Source organism: Bacillus sp. TH22, assembly GCF_016651015.1.
Classification (GTDB): Bacteria; Bacillota; Bacilli; order Bacillales; family Bacillaceae_G; genus Bacillus_A; species Bacillus_A mycoides.
In genome coordinates this window covers 2,646,060-2,667,450 of the sequence record NZ_JAEKER010000001.1, presented here as the reverse complement: position 1 = coordinate 2,667,450, position 21,391 = coordinate 2,646,060, and the positions used below count along the sequence as shown (strand labels likewise).

Genomic DNA, 21,391 nt, shown 5'->3' with positions numbered 1-21,391 from the left:
TTCTTCTTTCTCCTCCTTTAGACACTATCATTCACTATTGCTTTCGTATTGTTATTGCAATTAAAGAGAGGTGAGTGGAATGGGTGAAGATAAGAAATTAGGGTTGTTTACATTAACGGCACTTGTAGTGGGGTCTATGATTGGCGGTGGAGCATTTAATTTAGCAAGTGATATGGCAAAAGGTGCTGGTGCTGGAGCCATTATTATTGGTTGGGTTATAACAGGAATTGGGATGATTGCGCTTGGATTATCTTTTCAAAATCTAACTGTAAAACGGCCAGATTTAGATGGTGGTATTTTTAGCTATGCAAAAGCAGGATTTGGTAATTTTATAGGATTTAATAGTGCGTGGGGATATTGGCTATCTGCCTGGCTTGGTAATGTAGCTTACGGCACATTATTGTTTTCTTCATTAGGGTATTTCTTCCCAATCTTTGAAGGCGGTCAAAATGTAGCATCCATTATTGGTGCAAGCGTATTATTATGGTGTGTTCACATGTTAATTTTACGTGGAGTTCAATCAGCAGCACTTGTGAATTTAGTAACTACAATCGCAAAATTAGTACCTGTATTTGTATTTATTGTTATAGGAATCTTCGCGTTTCATATTGATACGTTCCTAGATGGGTTTTGGGGACAAACTGGTTCGTTTTCATGGGGAGCGGTTGGCAGCCAAGTTAAAAGTACAATGCTTGTAACTTTATGGGTGTTCATTGGGGTAGAAGGGGCTGTTGTTTTATCTAGTCGAGCAAAAAATAGAAGTGATGTAGGGAAAGCAACGGTTATTGGCTTAGTTGGTACACTCATCATTTACATTTTAATTACATTACTGTCTCTTGGACTTATGCAGCAAGCAGATATTGCTAATTTAAAAAATCCGTCTATGGCTTATTTATTTGAAAGTGTTGTTGGAAAATGGGGTGCTATCTTTATTAATTTAGGTTTAGTTATCTCTGTATTAGGTGCTTGGTTAGGTTGGACTTTACTCGCATCTGAAATTCCGTATTTGGCGGCTAAAGACGGAGTATTTCCAAAATGGTTTGCAAAAGAAAATAAAAATAAGGCTCCAATAAATTCATTATGGATAACAAATGGCTTAATTCAAATGTTCTTATTAACATTCGTTGTTTCCAATCAGGCGTATAACTTTGTATTCTCGTTAGCATCTTCAGCTATTTTAATCCCATATGCTTTTTCAGCATTTTATCAACTGAAGCATAGCTTAAAGTCTGAAGAAGTGGATCGAAATAAAAATATAATAATTGGTTTGATAGCAAGTATTTATGGTGTGTGGTTAGTTTATGCAGCTGGTTTAGAGTATTTATTATTAACAATGACTTTATATGCGCCAGGTATTTTTATTTTTTACAATGTTCAAAAGCAAAAGAGTTCGAAGCAAATATTTACTCGAGTGGAATTAGCATCATCGGTAGCAATTGGTGCTTTAGCATTCTTTGCGATTTATGGATTAATTACAGGCAGTATTACTTTATAAAGCGCTGTGAAAGCGAAATTAACTGGAGGGCTGAAATATGGCACGAAGAAAAATTGTAGTTGCACTAGGGGGAAATGCGATACAGTCTGGAAAAGCTACTGCAGGGGCACAGCAAGAAGCGTTAGAAAAAACAGCGGAACAACTTGTGAAAATAATGGAAAATGATGTAGATATAGTAATTGCGCATGGAAATGGCCCACAAGTGGGGAATATTTTATTACAGCAAAAAGCTGCAGAAACGGAAAAGACACCTGCAATGCCATTAGATACTTGTGGTGCAATGAGCCAAGGGATGATTGGATATTGGATGGAAAATGCGATTGAAAAGGCATTGAAAAAACGGAATATAAAAAAAGACGTAGCAACGGTTATAACACGCGTTGTCGTGGATGAAAAAGATGAGGCATTTAAAAATCCAACTAAACCAATTGGTCCTTTTTATACGGAAGAAGAAGCAAGAAGATTAATGGAAGAAACAAAAGCAGTGTTTAAAGAGGATGCTGGCAGAGGGTGGAGACGTGTTGTTCCATCACCGAAGCCTGTAAGTATTCATGAGCATAAAGTAATTAATTCTTTAGTTGAGGATGGAAATATAGTGATAGCTGTTGGTGGTGGTGGAATTCCAGTAATTGATTCCGAAGAAGGGTTAAAAGGAACTGAAGCGGTTATCGATAAAGATTTCGCTGCGCAGAAATTAGCTGAATTAGTAGATGCCGATACGCTCGTAATTTTAACTGCAGTTGATCATGTGTATGTAAATTATAATCAACTGAATCAAAAGAAATTAGAGCATGTCACAGTGAATCAATTAGAAGAATACATTGAAGAAAAACAATTTGCTGCGGGAAGTATGCTTCCAAAAATTGAAGCTGCTATTAATTTTGTTAATACAAATCCAAAAAGAAAAACAATTATTACGTCTTTAGAAAAAGTATATGAAGCACTAGAAGAAAAAGCTGGTACTATTATTTCTAAACAGAATGTATGCATGTATGTTTAAATAATTATGTACGCTATTTATTAGTAAAAAAAGAATGGAGTTAGTAACTTCATTCTTTTTATTTATTAATATTTTTTGTACTCATTGTTCATAAAGTTTTCATGATGAAATCCGAATATACAAGTTAATTATGATAAAATTTAATTTGAATACGCTTTCTTGATTTTTCGCTCCAACATACAGCAAGAGAGAGGGAATTTTATGAATAGACGGAACGTAGTTAAAGATTTAAAGCAATTTGAATTATTTGCTCATTTAACAGAAAAGAAATTGAAAGGTTTGACGGAGTTTGTCTATTGGCGAACTTATAAAAAGGGTCAATTTTTATTTTTAGAAGGGGATTCAAGAGAAAGAATTTACTTCATGTTAGATGGTTTTGTAAAGTTAGAGCGGGTAAATCAAAGTGGAAATTTATTATATGATGACTATGTAAAGCGGTATTCTATTTTTCCTTATGGTGGTATGTTTACAGACAGAGGATATAACTATACGGCAGAAGCGATGACAGATGTAGAAGTATATTATATTCCGACAGTAATTTTCGAAGATATGGTGAAATCTAGTAGGACGCAATTAATGTACGTTGTTCAGCAACTATCATCGATATTAAAACTAAACGAAAATCGAGTGCAAAATATTACAATTCCTAATGCACAAGATCGGGTCATTCAAACATTAAATTATTTAATGCAGGATTTAGGAGAACAGAGTGGCGAAACAATTGTAATTTCATGCCCACTTACAACAATTGAAATATCGAAAATATCTGGTACGTCTCGAGAGACGGTTAGCGGCGTATTAAAACAATTAAAAAATGATAGTATTGTTACAATTCTGGATAAAAAAATTACAATACATAACCCAACATATTTTGAGGAGATCTCTATGTGAAAATTGCATATTGATTTTCTAATTCATATTGTATATTAATAAGGTTCTTTATATATTTATAAGGAACTTTTTTACGTTATCCTCTATAAAATGATTGTATAGTATGGTAATAATAGCTAAAATCGATAATAAAAAAGCAAAGGGAAGGGGAGAAGGCATGGTTCGAATTGAGTATGATCGATTAGTAGCTATTTGTTACAGTATAGGGGTTTTGTTATTATTAAAAATTCCAAACGATAATGAATTAATTGGGGAAAAACTATTCAATTTCTATAAGATTCCGGTATATACATATATTTATATGGATTATAAAGTTTCAAATATATTAATTGTTTCTTTCGTACTACATGTAATCGCATTTATATTATTTGTAAAATGGCTAGTAAAAAAGAAATCTAGTACATTTAGAACAATGAATAAGATAAAAGTAGTAGGCATTAGTATTTTGATTTTAATGATGCCGTTTATTCTAAATAACATCCTCCATACATTGAATAAAACATGGTACTACGCAGGAAAAACAGGAGTAGAGGCGATAGAATATAAAAAAGAAGATAGTCAGTGTAGAATGGAGAAAAATGGAGAGGATATCGAACAAAAGTGCATTGTGACTTTAAAAAATTATCGTAATCATTCACAGGCATTAAAAGTTGTTTTATATGATAATGTAAACGAGAATTCAAAAGGTTATCCAGTACCGAAACCAGTCTATTTACAAAAACATGAGACAAAGCAATTCGAATTTCAAATTCCTGTTGCTTATAATAGCGGTATTGAAAAAGATAAAGTACCAAACATTAAATTATATTCATTGCATAAAAATGATGAGAAATACAATTAATCCGTAATTGAAAGTTTATGAGTAGGAGCAATAATTTGAAACGATATAGAAAATCAACTTGAATCATCCAACATGCTGTGAGGTAACGGCATATTGGATGATTTTTTATTTTATCCTCTTTTTTACGTATGAAAGGGTGGGATACTTTGTTGAAAACGAAAAACATTACAAGGATCATATGCTGTCTTCACTTTACGCAACCTTTGAAAATTAGAGCCATAATAACTAGTTTGCCAATTTTTTATGTCGATATCGGGCCAATTGACATAGTCTCCCAGTGTGTAAGGATCTAAGCTTTCCCGTAAATCTTTAACCCAGCGTATATTTCGGTTTTCTTCATCGTTGCATTTCCAAGAAGTAATATATTCTTGAGCAATAATTGCCTTGCGGTGGAAATAAGCTGTTTCATTAGGGGAAATGTTTTCTACAGCACCTACGAGTGATTGGTGCCAAATACTCGCATCTTTATTTGGTGCATGAGAAAGAAAATATTGTAAGATTTGAATACCTTTAAGAGGGATAGGTTTATATACGTAGGAACCAGAGCGTTTGAATTTTTCAGGAATATTGCCGCTACTAAAGAATTGAACAGCCTTTATATACGGGACTTCATCTATAAAGAGAGAAGGATTACCAGTTTCAAGAAGAGGAGATAATAGATGATAGAGTTCAGAAGGAGAGCCGACAAATTCACCTTTCACCTCGATTTTATTTCGTTGTTTAGAGAATAATTCAATTGATGAAGTGAGACGTTCATCTATATAAGGTGCCCAGTTTTGCCAAGCTTGAAAGGCAACAACAAAGTCTTCCCATTCCCATGTAATCGAGAAAATTGAGACGTTTTTTATAGGATGGACACGAAAAGTTAAGGAAGTAACAATCCCGAAATTCCCACCCCCACCGCCGCGGCATGCCCAAAAAAGGTTAGGGTTTTCTTGTTCATTTGCACGAATGAGTTTTGCACCAAATTTTCCGCACGCTTGTACCATTTCGACTTCTAATAATTGATCACATGTTAGTCCAAATAAGCGTGAAAGCATGCCAATGCCACCGCCAAGTGTTAATCCAACGATACCAACACTTGCACTTGTACCAGCTGGTATTGTAACACCGTGTTTCCAAAGTTCTTTATAAACAGTGCCAAGATTTGCACCCGCTTCAATTGTTGCTGTTAATTTTCCTGTACTAACCGTAATTTGCTTCATTTCACTCACATCAATAATAAGCCCGCCATTTAAAAGAGAGAAATTTTCGTAGCTATGTCGTCCACTTCTTAAGCGAAATGGTATATGACGCTCACGTGCCCATTTTAAGGCGTTACACACATCATTTTTATTTTGACAAAAAACAATAATACAAGGGAATTTTGGAATGCTTAAATTTAAATTTATTCGGGCTATGTCATACCCAGGATCCGAGGGAACGACGATACGACCAGTTAATTTTGTTTGTTTCAATTTATATCTCCTTTCTGAAATAATATGAGCTTGTATTAGTATATGAAGAGTGTATTTAACACGCATGGACGAGAAGAAGAGAAGGGTTAGATTTATCCCGTTATTTGCGAGCAGTAAGACAATCCGGCTGAAACAAAGAAGATAGGGCTGCTCGTAAAAGCTCGATTGGTAAGGGCTAATAATCAGCGGGGAATGGACACCTCCTTAACGATTAAAGTTTCGCTTTATCTTTGTGAGAAATAAATAAGGCATAAGAATAAGGAAACTACATAGAGTTCAATGAAAACAGTTGCAAACTCTCCATATTTTGTTATGATAGTGTTACGAAAACGTTTGCATAAAAAATCGAGATGCAAAAGGAGAGAGTTATTATGAAGAAAACATGGTGGAAAGAAGCAGTTGCTTATCAAATTTATCCACGTAGCTTTATGGATTCAAATGGTGATGGTATTGGAGATTTACAGGGGATTATTGCAAAGCTGGATTATTTAAAAGATTTAGGTATAGATGTAATTTGGATTTGTCCAATGTATAAATCACCTAATGACGATAATGGTTATGATATTAGTGACTATCAAGATATTATGGATGAATTTGGTACGATGGAAGATTTTGATATGCTACTAGATGAAGTTCATAAGCGTGACATGAAGCTTATTATTGATTTAGTTATTAATCATACAAGTGATGAACATCCATGGTTTATTGAATCAAGTTCTTCTAAAGACAATCCGAAGCGTGATTGGTATATTTGGCAGGATGGTAAAGACGGCGCGGAACCAAACAATTGGGAAAGTATCTTTAATGGTTCTGCATGGGAATATGATGAAGTGACAGAGCAATATTATTTACATTTATTCTCGCGTAAACAACCAGATTTGAACTGGGAGAATAAAGAAGTTCGTGAAGTTTTATATGATACTGTTAATTGGTGGCTTGATAAAGGTATTGATGGTTTCCGCGTCGATGCGATTAGTCATATAAAAAAAGAAGATGGTCTGAAGGATATGCCAAACCCAAAAGGGTTAAAGTATGTGCCTTCTTTTGACAAACATATGAATGTAAATGGTATTCAGCCATTACTAGAAGAATTAAAAGAAAACACATTTGCTAAATACGATATTATGACTGTTGGAGAAGCAAATGGTGTGAAAGTTGAAGATGCTGATCTTTGGGTTGGAGAAGAGAATGGTAAATTCAATATGGTATTCCAATTTGAGCATTTAAGCTTATGGGATGCAGAAAAGAAGAAAGATCTTGATGTTGTTGAGTTGAAAAAAGTATTAACAAAGTGGCAAAAAGGTTTAGAAAATAAGGGATGGAATGCTTTATATATTGAAAATCATGATAAGCCACGTATTGTGTCTACTTGGGGAAATGATAAAGAATATTGGCGTGAAAGTGCAACGGCTTTAGGAGCGATGTATTTCTTTATGCACGGCACACCGTTTATTTATCAAGGACAAGAAATTGGTATGACAAATGTTCAGTTCCCAAATATTGAAGATTACGATGATGTAGCAATTAAAAATTTATATCGTGAGAAAATTGCAGAGGGCGTATCACATCAAGATATGATGGAAATTATATGGGCTTCTTGCCGCGATAATTCACGTACACCTATGCAGTGGAACGATGAAATGAATGCTGGCTTCACAACAAGTACACCTTGGTTTAGCATGAATCCAAATTACAAAGAAATTAATGTTGAAAAGCAAAAAAATGAAGAAAAGTCTATTTTCAATTTCTATAAGAAAATGATTGCCTTGAAAAAAGAGCACGATGTACTGAACTACGGTACGTACGATTTACTATTAGAAGACGATCCACAAATTTATGCATATACACGTACGCTACAGGATGAAAAAGTCATTGTAATTAGTAATATCTCAAAAGAGGAAGCTGTGTATAATGAGAGTTTATTCGCATTAGAACGCAAACGTTTGCTTTTAAATAACTATGAAGTTGCGGAACATGAACAAATAATTACAATCACGTTGAAACCTTATGAAACAAGGGTTTATCGCATTTCATAATGAAAAAGGATGCTCCTTGAGCATCTTTTTTTATGAAAAAAAATAAATTTCTATTGCAATGTGAAAACGCTTTTATTAAAATAGATTTATGAAAACGGTTGCGTAAAGAGAAAAAAGAAACATAAGGAATCGTTTTCATAAGAGAAACAGAAATTATAATTTAAATCATTATGTTGTTATAAATAAAGGGGAGGAAAAACAGATGAAAATTACGTCTTTTGATTTTTGGCAAAAGTTCGGGAAAGCGTTACTAGTTGTTGTGGCTGTAATGCCAGCAGCTGGTTTAATGATTTCCATCGGTAAGTTAATTGGGATGTCTGCTGGGGATGTTAACGCAGTTCATACCATTGCTCGAGTAATGGAAGACATCGGTTGGGCAATTATTACAAATCTACACATCTTATTCGCAGTAGCAATTGGGGGATCTTGGGCGAAGGATCGAGCAGGTGGTGCATTTGCAGCACTATTAGCATTCGTCTTAACAAACAGAATTACAGGAGCTATATTTGGCGTAAACGCTCAAATGTTAACGGATTCAAAAGCGACAGTTTCTTCATTTTTAGCAGGAGATTTACTTGTAAAAGATTACTTTACTTCTGTACTTGGTGCACCAGCATTAAACATGGGAGTTTTCGTAGGGATTATCACAGGTTTCTTAGGAGCTACTTTATATAACAAATACTACAATTATAATAAACTGCCACAGGCATTAGCATTCTTTAATGGAAAACGATTCGTACCATTCGTTGTAATTGTTTGGTCTACAGTCACTGCGATTGTATTATCACTTGTATGGCCATTTATCCAAAGTGGATTAAATGAATTTGGTCGCTGGATTGCAGCATCTAAAGATAGTGCACCAGTTATTGCACCGTTTGTATATGGAACGTTAGAACGTTTATTATTACCATTTGGATTACATCATATGTTAACGATTCCGATGAACTACACAGAGCTAGGCGGAACATATACGATGTTAACTGGCTCAAAGGTTGGACAAATTGTAGCGGGACAAGATCCGTTATGGCTTGCATGGATTACAGATTTAAATAACTTATTAGCAAATGGAGATACGAAAGCATATAACGATTTATTAAATAACGTTGTACCAGCTCGTTTCAAAGCTGGACAAGTTATCGGCTCAACGGCAGCGTTAATGGGGATTGCGTTTGCGATGTTCCGTAATGTTGATAAAGAAAAACGTGCAAAATATAAACCAATGTTCTTATCAGCTGCATTAGCAGTATTTTTAACAGGTGTAACAGAACCAATTGAATTCATGTTCATGTTTATTGCACCAGTATTATATGTTGTGTATGCAATTACAACAGGACTTGCATTCGCATTAGCGGATTTAATTAATTTACGTGTTCATGCATTTGGATTTATTGAGTTAATTACACGTACACCAATGATGATCAATGCAGGTTTAACGAGAGATTTAATCAACTTTGTCATTGTTTCATTAGTGTTCTTCGGCCTTAACTTTACGTTATTCAACTTCTTAATTAAAAAATTCAATTTACCAACGCCAGGGCGTGCAGGAAACTATATTGATAATGAAGATGAGTCAACAGAAGGAACAGGAAATGTACAAGATGGTTCATTAGCAACAAAAGTTATTGATTTATTGGGCGGAAAAGATAATATTGCTGACGTAGATGCTTGTATGACACGTTTACGTGTAACAGTAAAAGATTTAGATGCCGTTGCACCAGAAGCAAAATGGAAACAAAATGGTGCTTTAGGACTTATTGTAAAAGATAAAGGTGTACAAGCAGTATATGGCCCGAAAGCTGACGTATTAAAGTCAGATATTCAAGATATGTTAGGTGCGTAATAATATGAAATTGCTAACTTTAAATTGTCACTCTTGGCAAGAAGAGAATCAAATTGAAAAAATAAAGTATCTTGCTAAAGCAATTCAAGAAGAAGATTATGATGTGATCGCATTGCAAGAAGTAAGTCAGTCTATACAAGCTGAAAATGTATGCGGTAACAAGAAAAAAGATAATTTTGGACTTTTACTGCTAGAAGAGTTAAGAGCATTAAATGTAAAAGAATACAATATTATTTGGGATTTCTCTCATATTGGATATGATGTGTACGAAGAAGGATTAGCAATTATAACAAAGCACAACATTGTAAAGGAAGATACGTTCTTTGTCTCAGAAAATAAGGATACAACGTATTGGAAAACACGCAAAATTGTAAGTGCAACAATTGCTTATAATAATAAGAATATAACGTTTTATTCTTGCCATCTTGGCTGGTGGAATGATGAAGAAGAATCATTCAAAGACCAAGTTGATCGTTTAATGGAGCGTGTAAATAGCAATGAACTTTCCTTCTTAATGGGTGATTTTAATAACAATGCTCGTTTGGAAGGAGAGGGTTATGAGTATATGATGCAAAAAGGTTTATATGACACATATGAACTAGCGATAGAGAAGGATGAAGGAACAACTGTCCAAGGAGAGATTGCTGGTTGGGATGAAAATAAACAAAACTTACGAATCGACCTAATATTAAGCAATCAAAGTAAAACAGTTAATTCTTCAAAAGTCATTTTTAATGGAACAAATCGAAATGTAATTTCTGACCATTTCGGTGTAGAAGTACAATTAGATATATAATAGAAGAAATCCTCACAGATAATGAAAAGCTGTGAGGTTTTTTTGATAAATACAAGTATTCCCAAGAGAAAATACTTGTATTTTTTATGACATTTCCTATATATTTGTTATTATTGAATGTAAAACTAATTTGGTCATTTTGTATGCATACTTTTTTTATTTCGTTATATAATGAAGTAAGTGAAATATTTAATGGGAAAAATAGTATGTTTTCGTTTAATCCACGATGTAGAAAGTGATATAATTGCAAAATGTATGTATCATTTTCTAAAGAAGGAAAAATATATAATTAGGTGATTGCTTATATGAAACAGATTTGGCGTATTTATAAGACAGATTTACGGAATGTAGCCAAACATTGGGCTGCAATTGTTATTGTTTTAGGGTTAATGATTTTACCATCGTTATATGCATGGTTTAACATTAAAGCTTCTTGGGATCCTTACGGAAATACGAAAGGAATCCAGATTGCAGTTTCTAACCAAGATGTTGGATCAAATTTAAGAGGGAAAGATATTAACATCGGGAAAGAAATTGTGGATTCACTTAAGAAGGACAAAAATTTCGGATGGAAGTTTGTCGATGAAAAGCAAGCAATTTATGGAGTAGAGCGTGGAGATTATTCCGCAAGTATTACTATTCCAAAAGATTTTTCTGAAAAGATTGCAACGGTCTTGAATGAAAATCCACAGAAACCAGAACTTGATTACTATGTAAATGAAAAAGTAAATGCGATTGCACCGAAAATTACAGCTAAAGGTGCATCGGGTCTTACAGAAGAGGTTAGTAAAAACTTTGTTAAAACAGCAAACGGTGAGATTTTTAAAATCTTCAATGACCTTGGAATCGATTTAGAAACTAACTTACCGAGTATTGAGAAAGTAAAAGATCTTGTATTTAAATTAGAAGCGCAGTTCCCAGAAATGAATACACTTATGGATAAGGCGTTAGATGATGCGACTCGAGCGGAAGATATTGTGAAAGTAGCACAAAAAGATCTACCTGTTGTAGAGAGTGTAATAAATGATGGGCAAGAAGCGTTGGCAAATTTAGATAAGTTCTTTGCAAGACAAGATCAAACATTACAGAATGCTCCAGGAACGATAAGAAATGATTTAGTAGCAGCCAAAGGTGTTATGGATAGCGCAGCTGCATTTACTGACTTTTTAATGAATCCGGGTGTAGATTTAAATATCCCTGATTTGTCTGGAATGAATGGATTACCTGAATTCCCAGCGAGACCGGACCTTTCTAAGTTGAATAGTGATGGTTATAAGAGTATAGCGCAAAGCATTAATCAAACAGTAAATAATGTTTTAAGTTCATCCCGTGCAGGAACGGCTTATGGGAAAAGTGTTGTAAATGGATTGCAAAATGGAAAATTTGATCCGGAACAAGCAAAGAAAGATTTAAATGCGGTATCAGATCAATTGCAATCGCGTACAGAGGGTATTTCGTATCTTATTAATGTATTTACCGAACTTCAGAAATCAGTAACGACTGATTTTGGTAAAAGCTTTTTCCAAGGACGAGTGGATCGCCTGACGAAGCTTAAAGGCGGTATGGAAAATGCAAATAACGGTATTAAAGATATTGTAAATGCTATTGGTACAGGACAAGAAGTAAAGAAAGATGTAACAGATGTAGCTAATCAAAAATTAGATGCAGCAAATGCGTTAATTGATCAAGCTGAAAAAGATTATAATGAAACATTTGTAGCAGATTATCAAAAAGCAGTTAGTACAGTAGATCAAGCTAAAGTTGATGCAAATGCAGCATATGATAATGCAAAAGCAGATTACGATAAAGCGAAAAATGGCCTTGAAGGTGCTAAAGCAGATTTACAAAAAGCAAAAGAAGATATACAAAATAAAGGTGTTAACGGTTTAGATTCAACAAAAGTAGCTTTAAATAGCTTAAATGGTCAATTCCAATCTGGAATCGGTTTAATTGATGATATGATTCCCGTTCTAGAAAGCACAAATAAGGTTTTAGCAGATGTAAATAGTGATAAAAACCTTAATAATGGAATTGCAAAATTAAATAAAGCGAAAAGCAGTTTACAAAAAGGTGTAGAGGCAACGAATAAGGGTATTACACTTCTTAACAATGGCCAGAAACCTACAAAAGATGTAATTGAAAGTATTAACAATGCTGCGAAAGGCGGATCAGCTCAATTAGCAGATGTATTATCGACGTATGATGCAGAAATTGTACCAGGCTTCAATACAGCAATTGCTCGTACAAAAGAGATGTCGAAAAATACAACTCAAATTTTAAATGATGCGGACAAAAAGCTTCCAGATGTTAAAAAATTACTAGAAGATTCATCAAAAGGCTTAGTAGACGGTAGAAAGAAATTAGCAGACATTAAAGCTGAAATGCCGGAGACTGAGAAAAAGATTAAAGAATTAGCAGATAAAATTCGTGATTTTGAATCTGAAGAGGATATAAAAGACATCATACGCTTATTAAAGAATGATGTTGAAAAGCAAAGTGACTACTTTGCAAATCCAGTAAATTTAAAAGAGAATAAATTATTTGCAATGCCGAACTACGGTTCAGCAATGTCACCATTCTATACAGTGCTTGCATTATGGGTAGGCGCATTATTAATGGTTTCATTATTAACAGTGGAAGTACACGAAGAGGGCGCGAATTATAAGAGCCATGAAGTTTACTTCGGACGTTTATTAACATTCTTAACGATAGGTCTTTCACAAGCGTTTATCGTATCAATGGGAGATATATTCTTACTCGGTACGTACGTAGTCGATAAGTTTTGGTTTGTGTTATTTAGTTTATTTATTGGGGGAGTATTTGTTTGTATCGTGTACTCACTCGTTTCTATTTTCGGAAACGTTGGGAAATCGATGGCGATTATTTTACTTGTACTACAAGTAGCAGGATCGGGCGGTACGTTCCCAATTCAAATGACACCACCATTCTTCCAAGCGATTTATCCGTTCTTGCCATTCACATATGCTATTAGTGCAATTCGTGAAACAGTAGGTGGAATGCTTTGGGATATAGTAACTAGAGATTTACTTGTGTTAAGTGCTTTCGTAGTAATAATGGTTGTGGCTGCATTATTACTGAAAACACCAATTAACAAATCAAGTGAAAAGTTTGTTGAGAACGCAAAAGGAAGTAAAATTATTCATTAAAAAAAGGTTCCTACCGATAGTGGTAGGAACCTTTTTGTTTAATCAAATTTTAATTTCTTTAATGCTTCTGCGAATGGATTGTTTAATGGTTCTTCTTCTTTGTTCTGCTGTTTCATATATTTTTGAACGTCGCGTTTATCAGCTTTGCTGCCGGATTCTTTTTTACGTCTCTCTTGGAATGTAGAAAGTTTCTCACGATAGCCACATTTACATGCGAAAATTTGGGCTGCTCCTTCACCACGAAGTTCTAGTTTCTTTTTACACTGAGGACAGCGTGCATTTGTAGTGCGGGATACATTTTTACGGTGACCACATTCGCGATCTTGGCATACAAGCATTTTACCTTTTTTACCGTTTACCTCTAGCATTGGTTTACCACAGTCTGGACAAGACTTCGTTGAAATGTTGTCGTGTTTATATTTCTTATCACTCGATTTAATTTCAGCAACAATTTCTTTCGTATAGTTCTTCATTTCTGAAATGAATACTTCTTTCTTTAATTTTCCTTTAGCGATAGCTTCTAACTTTTGCTCCCATTCACCAGTTAATGTAGGAGATTTCAGTTCTTCTGGCACTAAATCAAGTAACTGACGGCCTTTTGAAGTAATGTGAATATCTTTACCACGTTTTTCAAGCAAGAACGAATTGAATAACTTGTCGATAATATCAGCTCGTGTAGCTACAGTACCTAATCCACCAGTTGACTTTAACGTGTCAGCAAGTTGTTTGTTTTGCGTATCCATGTATTTTGTTGGGTTTTCCATCGCTGAAAGTAATGTTGCTTCATTAAAACGTGCAGGTGCTTTCGTTTGACCTGATGTTTGGACAATTAGTTTTATGTTTAATGTATCGCCTTTTTCGATGCGAGGTAAGATTTGTTCTTTTACATCATCGCTTGCATCATCATCTTCAAATCGATTTTCATAAATCTCTTTCCAACCAGCATGTAAAATCGTTTTTCCGCGTGCGATGAACGTTTCGTCACCAATTTTCGTGCGCAATGTTAGTTGTTCATATTCAAAGGCCGGGAATAAAACAGCTAAGAAACGTTTTACAACTAAGTCATAAATTTTACGTTCTTTATCTGTGAAAGCTGAGAAGTTTACATAGCTCTCTGTTGGAATAATTGCGTGATGATCACTTACTTTACTATCATCAACAAATGATTTATTAGATTTTACAGGTTTCTGCAATACTTTATGTGCTAAAGGACGGTATTCTCCAACTCCGCAAGCCTTCAGACGCTCTGGAAGTGTTCCGACAATATCAGATGAAATATAGCGTGAATCTGTACGAGGGTACGTTAAAACTTTATGCTGTTCATATAATTTTTGCATAATGTTTAATGTTTCTTTCGCAGAGTAACCAAATATTTTATTCGCATCACGTTGTAGCTCAGTTAAATCGTAAAGACCAGGAGCGAACGATTTCTTTTGTTTTTTATCAATGTCTACAACAGTAGCATTTTGTTTACTAATTTTGTTCACGATTGCATCAGTTTTTTCTTTATTAAAGCTACGGCTATTTCCTTTTGTATCTTGCCAAGTTAGCTTTAATCTCTCAGCTGTTTGAGCTTCGATACCATAGTAAGTTTGAGCTTTGAAATGTTTGATTTCATCTTCACGGCTTGCAATCATGGCTACAGTAGGTGTTTGAACACGACCACAATTTAGTTGTGCATTAAAGCGAGTAGTTAATGCTCGAGTCGCATTAAGCCCGATATACCAGTCAGCCTCTGAACGTGCGACAGCCGAAGCGTATAGATTGTCATATGCTTTTCCTGGTTTTAAATTTGCGAAGCCATCTTTAATTGCTTTATCGGTAACAGATGAAATCCATAGACGTTTAATCGGTTTCTGCATTTTAACTTTATCGATAATCCAGCGTGCGACCAACTCTCCCTCACGACCGGCGTCAGTAGCTATAATGATTTCATTTACATCTTTTCTAAGAAGCTGACTTTTTACAGCGTTAAACTGTTTCCCTGTTTGTTTAATAACGGTTAGTTTTAAACGCTCCGGTAGCATTGGTAAATCTTCTAAATTCCACTGTTTATATTTCACATCATAGCTTTCTGGATCAGCTAATGTAACGAGATGACCTAAAGCCCAAGTAACAATATATTTACTACCTTCAAGATAGCCGTTTCCTTTTTTATCACATTTCAGTACACGTGCGATATCACGTGCAACAGAAGGTTTTTCAGCAATTACAATACTTTTTGCCATATTTAAAAACATCCTTTCAAATTTCCATACGTTAAATATAGCATACATCTTTGTTCTATTCAGTCTTGCTGACGGTTTGAGTTATTTGTGGTGAAATATACGTGTGAGAGTTTTACTTATATAAAGGCGAAGAATGGTTGAACCCGGAGAGTTCTGATCCCTATCATTTTATAAAAGTAAAGAACTTGTTATTTTACTAGAATAAGAGTAGACTTTGAAGTAGATGAATAATAAACACATGGGAGTTTGTGGATGCAAACTGAGAGTATGACTAGTCCGTCATTGACCATTTGAACCTGTTGGATAATGCCAGCGTAGGGAGAGTGTAAAAGCACATGTTCAGGCACTTTGCGTACGCGCAAAGTGCCTTTTTGTGTATCTCCCATCACTATAGTTAGGAGATGAAAAGGATGAATATGAAAGAAATTAGTAAAGTAGTGGATTTGGTGAGAGAGTCTAATCCACTCGTGCATAATATTACAAATGTTGTTGTAACAAATTTTACAGCAAACGGTTTGTTAGCATTAGGAGCATCACCTGTAATGGCGTATGCAAAAGAAGAAGTAGCAGAAATGGCTAGCATTGCGGGAGCCCTTGTTTTAAATATGGGTACACTTCGTCCTGAAGAGGTAGAAGCGATGTTACTTGCTGGTAAATCAGCAAATAAGAATGATGTACCAGTATTGTTTGATCCAGTTGGGGCAGGAGCAACTTCTTATCGAACAGAAGTTGCGAGATATATTCCAGCTGAAATAGATTTAGCTGTTATCCGCGGAAATGCAGCTGAAATAGCTAACGTTATTAATGAGAAATGGGAAATTAAAGGTGTAGACGCTGGTACTGGCAACGGTAATGTTGTAAATATTGCTAAACAGGCAGCAGATGAATTAAATACAGTTGCGGTAATTACTGGACAAGAAGATGTTGTTACAGATGGAGAGCGAACTATTCTTATTCGAAATGGACATCCTATTTTAACGAAAGTTACGGGAACAGGTTGTTTACTAACTTCTGTAATAGGAGCATTTGTAGCGGTAGAAAAGGATTATGTAAAGGCAGCAGTAGCCGCATTAACATTCTATGGAGTAGCAGCAGAAATAGCGGCTTCGAAAACAGTAGAGAATGGACCAGGAAGCTTTCAAATTGAATTTTTAAATCAGTTAGCGAATACAACTTCAGATGATATTGAGAAGTATGGAAAGATTGAGGTTATACAGTAAGGAGGGGAACTAGATGCCGCGTATTACAAAGGCTGAAATGTCTAGGTTATTACCAGTATATTTTATTATGGGAAGTAACAATTGTACGAAGGAGCCACTACAAGTATTGAGAGATGCACTAGAAGGTGGTATAACAATTTTTCAACTTCGTGAAAAGGGAGAAGGGGCTTTAACGGGAGAGAAACGTATTGATTTTGCGAAAGAACTACAAGCGCTTTGCAAGGAGTACGGTGTACCATTCATCGTAAATGATGATGTGGAACTAGCCCTCGAGTTAGATGCAGATGGCGTGCATGTTGGACAAGATGATGAAGGAATTACATCTGTTCGTGAAAAGATGGGAGATAAAATTATCGGTGTATCTGCCCATACAATTGAAGAAGCACGCTTTGCAATTGAAAACGGGGCTGATTATTTAGGAGTTGGCCCTATTTTCCCAACGAGTACAAAAAAAGATACGAAAGCTGTGCAAGGAACGAAAGGTTTAGCTCATTTTAGAGAACAAGGAATTACAATGCCGATTGTTGGTATTGGTGGGATTACAATTGAAAATACAGCTGCGGTTATAGAAGCGGGTGCGGACGGTGTTTCAGTTATTTCAGCAATTAGTTTAGCGGAATCTGCTTATGAAAGTACGAGGAAATTAGCTGAAGAAGTAAATAAAAGTTTGTAGAAAAAGCCCATGTAATATTTTAAATGCTATATGGAGGAATAGACTGCCAAAAAAGTTTAAACAAACGTTTGATTAAAAAAGCACAAACCTTTTTAAATAAAGGTTTGTGCTTTTTCTTTAAAACATAATGGAAATTAAGAGCATTCCAATTCCGATAGAAGTAAAGGTTGCGATCAGGCCCGGAATCATAAAGCTATGATTTAAAACATATTTACCAATTCCTGTTGTACCAGTACGGTCAAAGTTAATTGCAGCAACGATTGTCCCGTAGTTTGGAATGAAGAAATATCCATTTACTGCAGGGAACATCGCAATAAGTAATGCCGGCGGAATACCAAGTGATAGTCCGAGTGGCACTAAAGCACGAACTGTTGCTGCTTGGCTATACAGTAAAATAGATAGAATGAATAGTGCAATAGCAAATAGCCATGGTGCACTTGTCACTAAGTGTTGAATTGATCCTTGAATTATATTTAAGTTTCCGTTGAAGAAAGTATCACCCATCCAAGCGATACCAAAAATAGCAACAACTGCTGTTGCGCCTGCTTTAAAGACGTTACCAGTTACAATGCTTTCCACATTTGGTTTACAGAAAATAATAATAAGAGCAGCAATGGTTAACATGACCATTTCAATTGTGTTTGGCATGGAAAGACGAGCTAACTTCCCGTCAACCATCCATCCCGGACGAAGGGCTTCAAATGAACCAAGAAGTACGACAAGGAAAGTTCCTACTAGGAAAAGGATAACTGATAATTTAGCGCCTTTTACACCCGCAAATTCTTTTTTCTCTTCAAGTTTAGGGATCATTCCCTCTTTTAATCGCTTCAAGTATTCAGGGTCTTCATTTAATTCTTTTCCCATTTTACTAGCAACGAATGCAGCTACCATACAAGCAATAAAAGTAGAAGGGATACTGACTTTTAAAATATCTAACAAGGTGATTTTATAGTCGGCTAACATTGCTAAAAGTGCAACTGTTGCAGCCGATATTGGACTAGCTGTAATTGCCTGCTGGGAGGCGATAACGGCAATTGACATTGGTCGTTCAGGTCTAATTCCTGATTCGCGAGATACTTCGGCGATAACGGGAAGTACAGAATAAGCGACATGACCAGTTCCCGCGCATAGCGTGAATAAATAAGTAACAATAGGAGCAAAAAATGTAATGCGCTTTGGATTTTTTCGTAATGCTTTCTCAGCAAGGTAGACAAGGTAATCCATTCCTCCAGCAGCTTGCAAAGCACCGGCAGCTGTAATTACTGCTAAAATCATAAGCATTACATCAATAGGAGGAGCTGTAGGTTGTAAGTGGAAGACGAAAACAAGTATTGCCATACCAACGCCACCCATTACTCCTAGACCAACTCCGCCCAGGCGTGCACCAATAAAAATGCAGAGTAGTAACGTAAGAAATTGTAGCCAAAACATGATAAACTACCTCCGAAATTCGTAAGTTAAGATATATTCGAATAATTTAATTTGAATGAAAATTAAATAAATATCCGTGATAATCCTTATTTTATATACGTTTTTTATTATATAACACAAGAAATGTAACATTCACGTACTTTGTTAAATTATTTCGAAAAAATAATCCGTTAAAACTTTATATTTATATGTACAAATGGGTGGACATTTTAATTTTTATGTTGTAATCTTTGAAAGAGAATATTGTAATTCTCATAGAACTCCCATATCGTTCAACTCGTTCAGCGAGAAAGGCAAACTTATGGAAACATGAGGACGCAAAACTACAGGAGCTAAGGTCGAAAGGCTACGCTAGCCAGTTGCCGGACGGATAGGGTTGGTCTTGGCCAATGCTTTTACATTGGTCTTTTTTTATTCTCGAACATATTGAGAATCATTTTCAAACAAAATATTCGTATATTTTGTTTTTTTGTTTTTATTTTTGATAATTAAGGAAGGTGAATATTAGTGAAAAAGTATTGGCATAAGTTATCATTTCTTCAAAAGAACGTCTTATTGACTGTCTTAGTTATTTTGACGCTTGTTGGAAGTATGGGTGCATTAAGCTTTAACATGTTTCAAAATAGTATGATGTCTTTATTTGAAAGACAGTCTATTGAAACGGGAGAGATAGTGCTAAAAAAACTGGATGTAGAATTAGTTAGAGACATGACGAAAGATCCTACAGCCGAAAGAGTGAAAAAAGAAAAGTTAACAGGGCAATTAGATGAAGTATCAAAAGAATTGAAAAGTGTTGGACAAACGTATGTTACAGGAGCAAAAGCGAATGAAAAGCGAGAGTTACAACTCGTTGGTTTGACTACAGAGTTAACAAATGCAGTCCCTGTAAAGCCGGGAGATTATTATGAACAACCCGCTCATTGGATGAATACATACGATAAAGTGATGGATACGAAAAAGGCTCAGATGACAGAAGTATATGAAGATGAATTAGGTTCGTGGGTGACAATATTAGAGCCAATTACAGATGGAGAAAACAATATTGTTGCAATTGTTGCGGCTGACTTAGATGCTTCTATCGTTCCTAGTACAAAGAAGAATTTTGTGATACAGGGTATACTCTTTATTATTATTTCATTAGCAATGGCAACTATTACTCAATTCTTTATCGTACGTCACTCGTTAGCTCCATTAAAAGATTTACGAGAGGGATTACGTAAGATTGGTGAAGGTGATTTAAGTATTAAATTAAAAGAAAGACCAGATGATATTGGAATTATTAATGTATATTTCAATAATACGATTGATAAATTTAAAGGGATTATAGATAAAGTAAGACAGACTGCTGAGCAAGTTTCTTCTTCTTCACAAGAATTGTCGGCAAGTACAGAGGAAAACAGTATGGCAGTTCAAGAGATTGCAAGTTCTATTGAAGGTTTAAGAGTAGGAGCGCAATCTCAAGAAACTTCAGTACAACAATGCCTAGGAATTGTACATGGAATGGAAAATAAGGTAGAAGAGATAACTGGGGCTGCGAAACAAGTTGCAGTTGCTTCAGAAGGTATGGAGCAACATTCAATTGAAGGTAATGAAGTCATTGGACAAATTATTAATCAAATGAGTTTAATCCAAAATGCAGTACAAGATTTATCTTCTATCATCTATTCGTTAGAAACAAGGTCAAAAGAAATTAGTGATATTGTAACTGTAATTACAGGTATTTCAAATCAAACAAATTTATTAGCCTTAAATGCTTCTATTGAAGCTTCACGTGCTGGAGCAGCTGGAAGAGGGTTTGCAGTTGTTGCTGATGAAGTGCGCAAATTAGCAGAACAAACTGAAACGTCAGCGAAAGATATAGCGACATTAATTAGTGAAACGCAGGCTGAAACAGAAGAGGCTGTAGTTTCAATGCAGAAAGGTTCAAAAGAAGTAGAATCTGGAATTACTCTTGTTCAAAGTAGTGGTGCGTTCTTCGAGAAAATTTCAAAGTCAGCACAGTCTGTTACAGATCAAGTTAGGGCTGTTTCTAGCAACTCAGGTGATATTTTACAAAATAGCCAGAATATCGTTCAAGTCGTAAATGAATTATCACATATTGCGAATACTTATGCGAATAGCAGTAGTAATGTTGAAGAAAGTATGAAGGAGCAAGAAATATCAGTACAAGATATTGCAGAATTGGCGACTTCTTTAAGTTGGCTTTCTCAGGAATTACAAGAGCTAATTGGTGAGTTTAAAAGCGAATAAGGAGAAAGTGAAATTCTAATCAGGGGTTGGTTTATCCAGCTCTCTGATTATGAATTGAACCAATCT

Annotated in this window: 14 protein-coding genes and 2 riboswitches; of the genes, 11 read left to right on the top strand and 3 right to left on the bottom strand. The window is 35.2% G+C overall.

Annotated features, from left to right (window positions below; all coding sequences use genetic code 11):
* Nucleotides 1-79: 79 nt before the first annotated feature.
* From arcD to JFU18_RS13475, 4 genes are all read left to right on the top strand, one after another.
* Nucleotides 80-1,495: an arginine-ornithine antiporter gene (gene arcD / locus JFU18_RS13490; protein WP_137057420.1), complete on the top strand. Its 1,416-nt coding sequence runs from the start codon at nt 80-82 to the stop codon at nt 1,493-1,495.
* 37 nt (nt 1,496-1,532) lie between these two features.
* The gene (gene arcC, locus JFU18_RS13485; RefSeq protein ID WP_002139469.1) at nt 1,533-2,495 is read left to right on the top strand and encodes a carbamate kinase; all 963 of its coding nucleotides are present in this window, start codon (nt 1,533-1,535) and stop codon (nt 2,493-2,495) included.
* A 201-nt stretch (nt 2,496-2,696) separates the two neighbouring features.
* Nucleotides 2,697-3,386: a Crp/Fnr family transcriptional regulator gene (locus JFU18_RS13480; protein WP_001081909.1), complete on the top strand. Its 690-nt coding sequence runs from the start codon at nt 2,697-2,699 to the stop codon at nt 3,384-3,386.
* Nucleotides 3,387-3,543: 157 nt separating this feature from the next.
* Nucleotides 3,544-4,227: an ABC transporter permease gene (locus JFU18_RS13475; RefSeq protein WP_201034649.1), complete on the top strand. Its 684-nt coding sequence runs from the start codon at nt 3,544-3,546 to the stop codon at nt 4,225-4,227.
* A gap of 122 nt (nt 4,228-4,349) precedes the next feature.
* Here JFU18_RS13475 and JFU18_RS13470 read toward each other — a convergent pair whose 3' ends face one another.
* Entirely contained in the window at nt 4,350-5,684 is a 1,335-nt protein-coding gene (locus JFU18_RS13470) for an FAD-binding oxidoreductase (protein ID WP_201032380.1), read from the bottom strand.
* Nucleotides 5,685-6,055: 371 nt separating this feature from the next.
* Here JFU18_RS13470 and JFU18_RS13465 point away from each other — a divergent pair, with 371 nt between their 5' ends.
* The 4 genes from JFU18_RS13465 (at nt 6,056) to JFU18_RS13450 (ending at nt 13,523) form a co-directional block, all read left to right on the top strand.
* Nucleotides 6,056-7,720, top strand: a complete 1,665-nt coding sequence (locus tag JFU18_RS13465; RefSeq protein WP_201032381.1) for a glycoside hydrolase family 13 protein — start codon at nt 6,056-6,058, stop codon at nt 7,718-7,720.
* Nucleotides 7,721-7,922: 202 nt separating this feature from the next.
* Nucleotides 7,923-9,560, top strand: coding sequence for a PTS transporter subunit IIBC (locus JFU18_RS13460; protein WP_002016687.1), 1,638 nt, complete (start codon nt 7,923-7,925; stop codon nt 9,558-9,560).
* Between the two features lie 4 nt (nt 9,561-9,564).
* Entirely contained in the window at nt 9,565-10,356 is a 792-nt protein-coding gene (locus tag JFU18_RS13455; protein WP_085308901.1) for an endonuclease/exonuclease/phosphatase family protein, read from the top strand.
* A 305-nt stretch (nt 10,357-10,661) separates the two neighbouring features.
* Nucleotides 10,662-13,523, top strand: coding sequence for a YhgE/Pip domain-containing protein (locus JFU18_RS13450; protein ID WP_201034650.1), 2,862 nt, complete (start codon nt 10,662-10,664; stop codon nt 13,521-13,523).
* A 38-nt stretch (nt 13,524-13,561) separates the two neighbouring features.
* Here JFU18_RS13450 and topB read toward each other — a convergent pair whose 3' ends face one another.
* Nucleotides 13,562-15,751 carry a DNA topoisomerase III gene (topB, locus tag JFU18_RS13445; protein ID WP_201034651.1) on the bottom strand — a complete coding sequence of 730 codons (2,190 nt, stop codon included), beginning with the start codon at nt 15,749-15,751 and terminating at the stop codon, nt 13,562-13,564.
* 228 nt (nt 15,752-15,979) lie between these two features.
* A riboswitch (TPP riboswitch) is annotated at nt 15,980-16,089 on the top strand.
* A gap of 72 nt (nt 16,090-16,161) precedes the next feature.
* On the opposite strand from topB, the gene thiM reads away from it, so the two are divergent.
* A complete protein-coding gene (thiM, locus tag JFU18_RS13440; RefSeq protein WP_002140242.1) occupies nt 16,162-16,971 on the top strand; it encodes a hydroxyethylthiazole kinase in 810 nt (269 codons plus the stop codon).
* 13 nt (nt 16,972-16,984) lie between these two features.
* Nucleotides 16,985-17,644, top strand: a complete 660-nt coding sequence (thiE, locus tag JFU18_RS13435; RefSeq protein WP_002139484.1) for a thiamine phosphate synthase — start codon at nt 16,985-16,987, stop codon at nt 17,642-17,644.
* A 117-nt stretch (nt 17,645-17,761) separates the two neighbouring features.
* On the opposite strand, the gene JFU18_RS13430 is transcribed toward thiE, so the two are convergent.
* A complete protein-coding gene (locus JFU18_RS13430; protein WP_002029556.1) occupies nt 17,762-19,075 on the bottom strand; it encodes an anaerobic C4-dicarboxylate transporter family protein in 1,314 nt (437 codons plus the stop codon).
* Nucleotides 19,076-19,357: 282 nt separating this feature from the next.
* Nucleotides 19,358-19,442, top strand: a riboswitch (cyclic di-GMP riboswitch).
* A 140-nt stretch (nt 19,443-19,582) separates the two neighbouring features.
* On the opposite strand from JFU18_RS13430, the gene JFU18_RS13425 reads away from it, so the two are divergent.
* On the top strand, nt 19,583-21,325 hold the full coding sequence (locus JFU18_RS13425; protein ID WP_061676165.1) for a methyl-accepting chemotaxis protein: 1,743 nt from the start codon (nt 19,583-19,585) through the stop codon (nt 21,323-21,325).
* The last annotated feature ends 66 nt before the right edge of the window (nt 21,326-21,391 follow it).

Bases quoted from the DNA above. Each gene is read 5' to 3' on its own strand.
- arcD (WP_137057420.1), top strand. From the start codon at position 80: ATGGGTGAAGATAAGAAATTAGGGTTGTTTACATTAACGGCACTTGTA.
- arcC (WP_002139469.1), top strand. From the start codon at position 1,533: ATGGCACGAAGAAAAATTGTAGTTGCACTAGGGGGAAATGCGATACAG.
- JFU18_RS13480 (WP_001081909.1), top strand. From the start codon at position 2,697: ATGAATAGACGGAACGTAGTTAAAGATTTAAAGCAATTTGAATTATTT.
- JFU18_RS13475 (WP_201034649.1), top strand. From the start codon at position 3,544: ATGGTTCGAATTGAGTATGATCGATTAGTAGCTATTTGTTACAGTATA.
- JFU18_RS13465 (WP_201032381.1), top strand. From the start codon at position 6,056: ATGAAGAAAACATGGTGGAAAGAAGCAGTTGCTTATCAAATTTATCCA.
- JFU18_RS13460 (WP_002016687.1), top strand. From the start codon at position 7,923: ATGAAAATTACGTCTTTTGATTTTTGGCAAAAGTTCGGGAAAGCGTTA.
- JFU18_RS13455 (WP_085308901.1), top strand. From the start codon at position 9,565: ATGAAATTGCTAACTTTAAATTGTCACTCTTGGCAAGAAGAGAATCAA.
- JFU18_RS13450 (WP_201034650.1), top strand. From the start codon at position 10,662: ATGAAACAGATTTGGCGTATTTATAAGACAGATTTACGGAATGTAGCC.
- topB (WP_201034651.1), bottom strand. From the start codon at position 15,751: ATGGCAAAAAGTATTGTAATTGCTGAAAAACCTTCTGTTGCACGTGAT.
- thiM (WP_002140242.1), top strand. From the start codon at position 16,162: ATGAATATGAAAGAAATTAGTAAAGTAGTGGATTTGGTGAGAGAGTCT.
- thiE (WP_002139484.1), top strand. From the start codon at position 16,985: ATGCCGCGTATTACAAAGGCTGAAATGTCTAGGTTATTACCAGTATAT.
- JFU18_RS13430 (WP_002029556.1), bottom strand. From the start codon at position 19,075: ATGTTTTGGCTACAATTTCTTACGTTACTACTCTGCATTTTTATTGGT.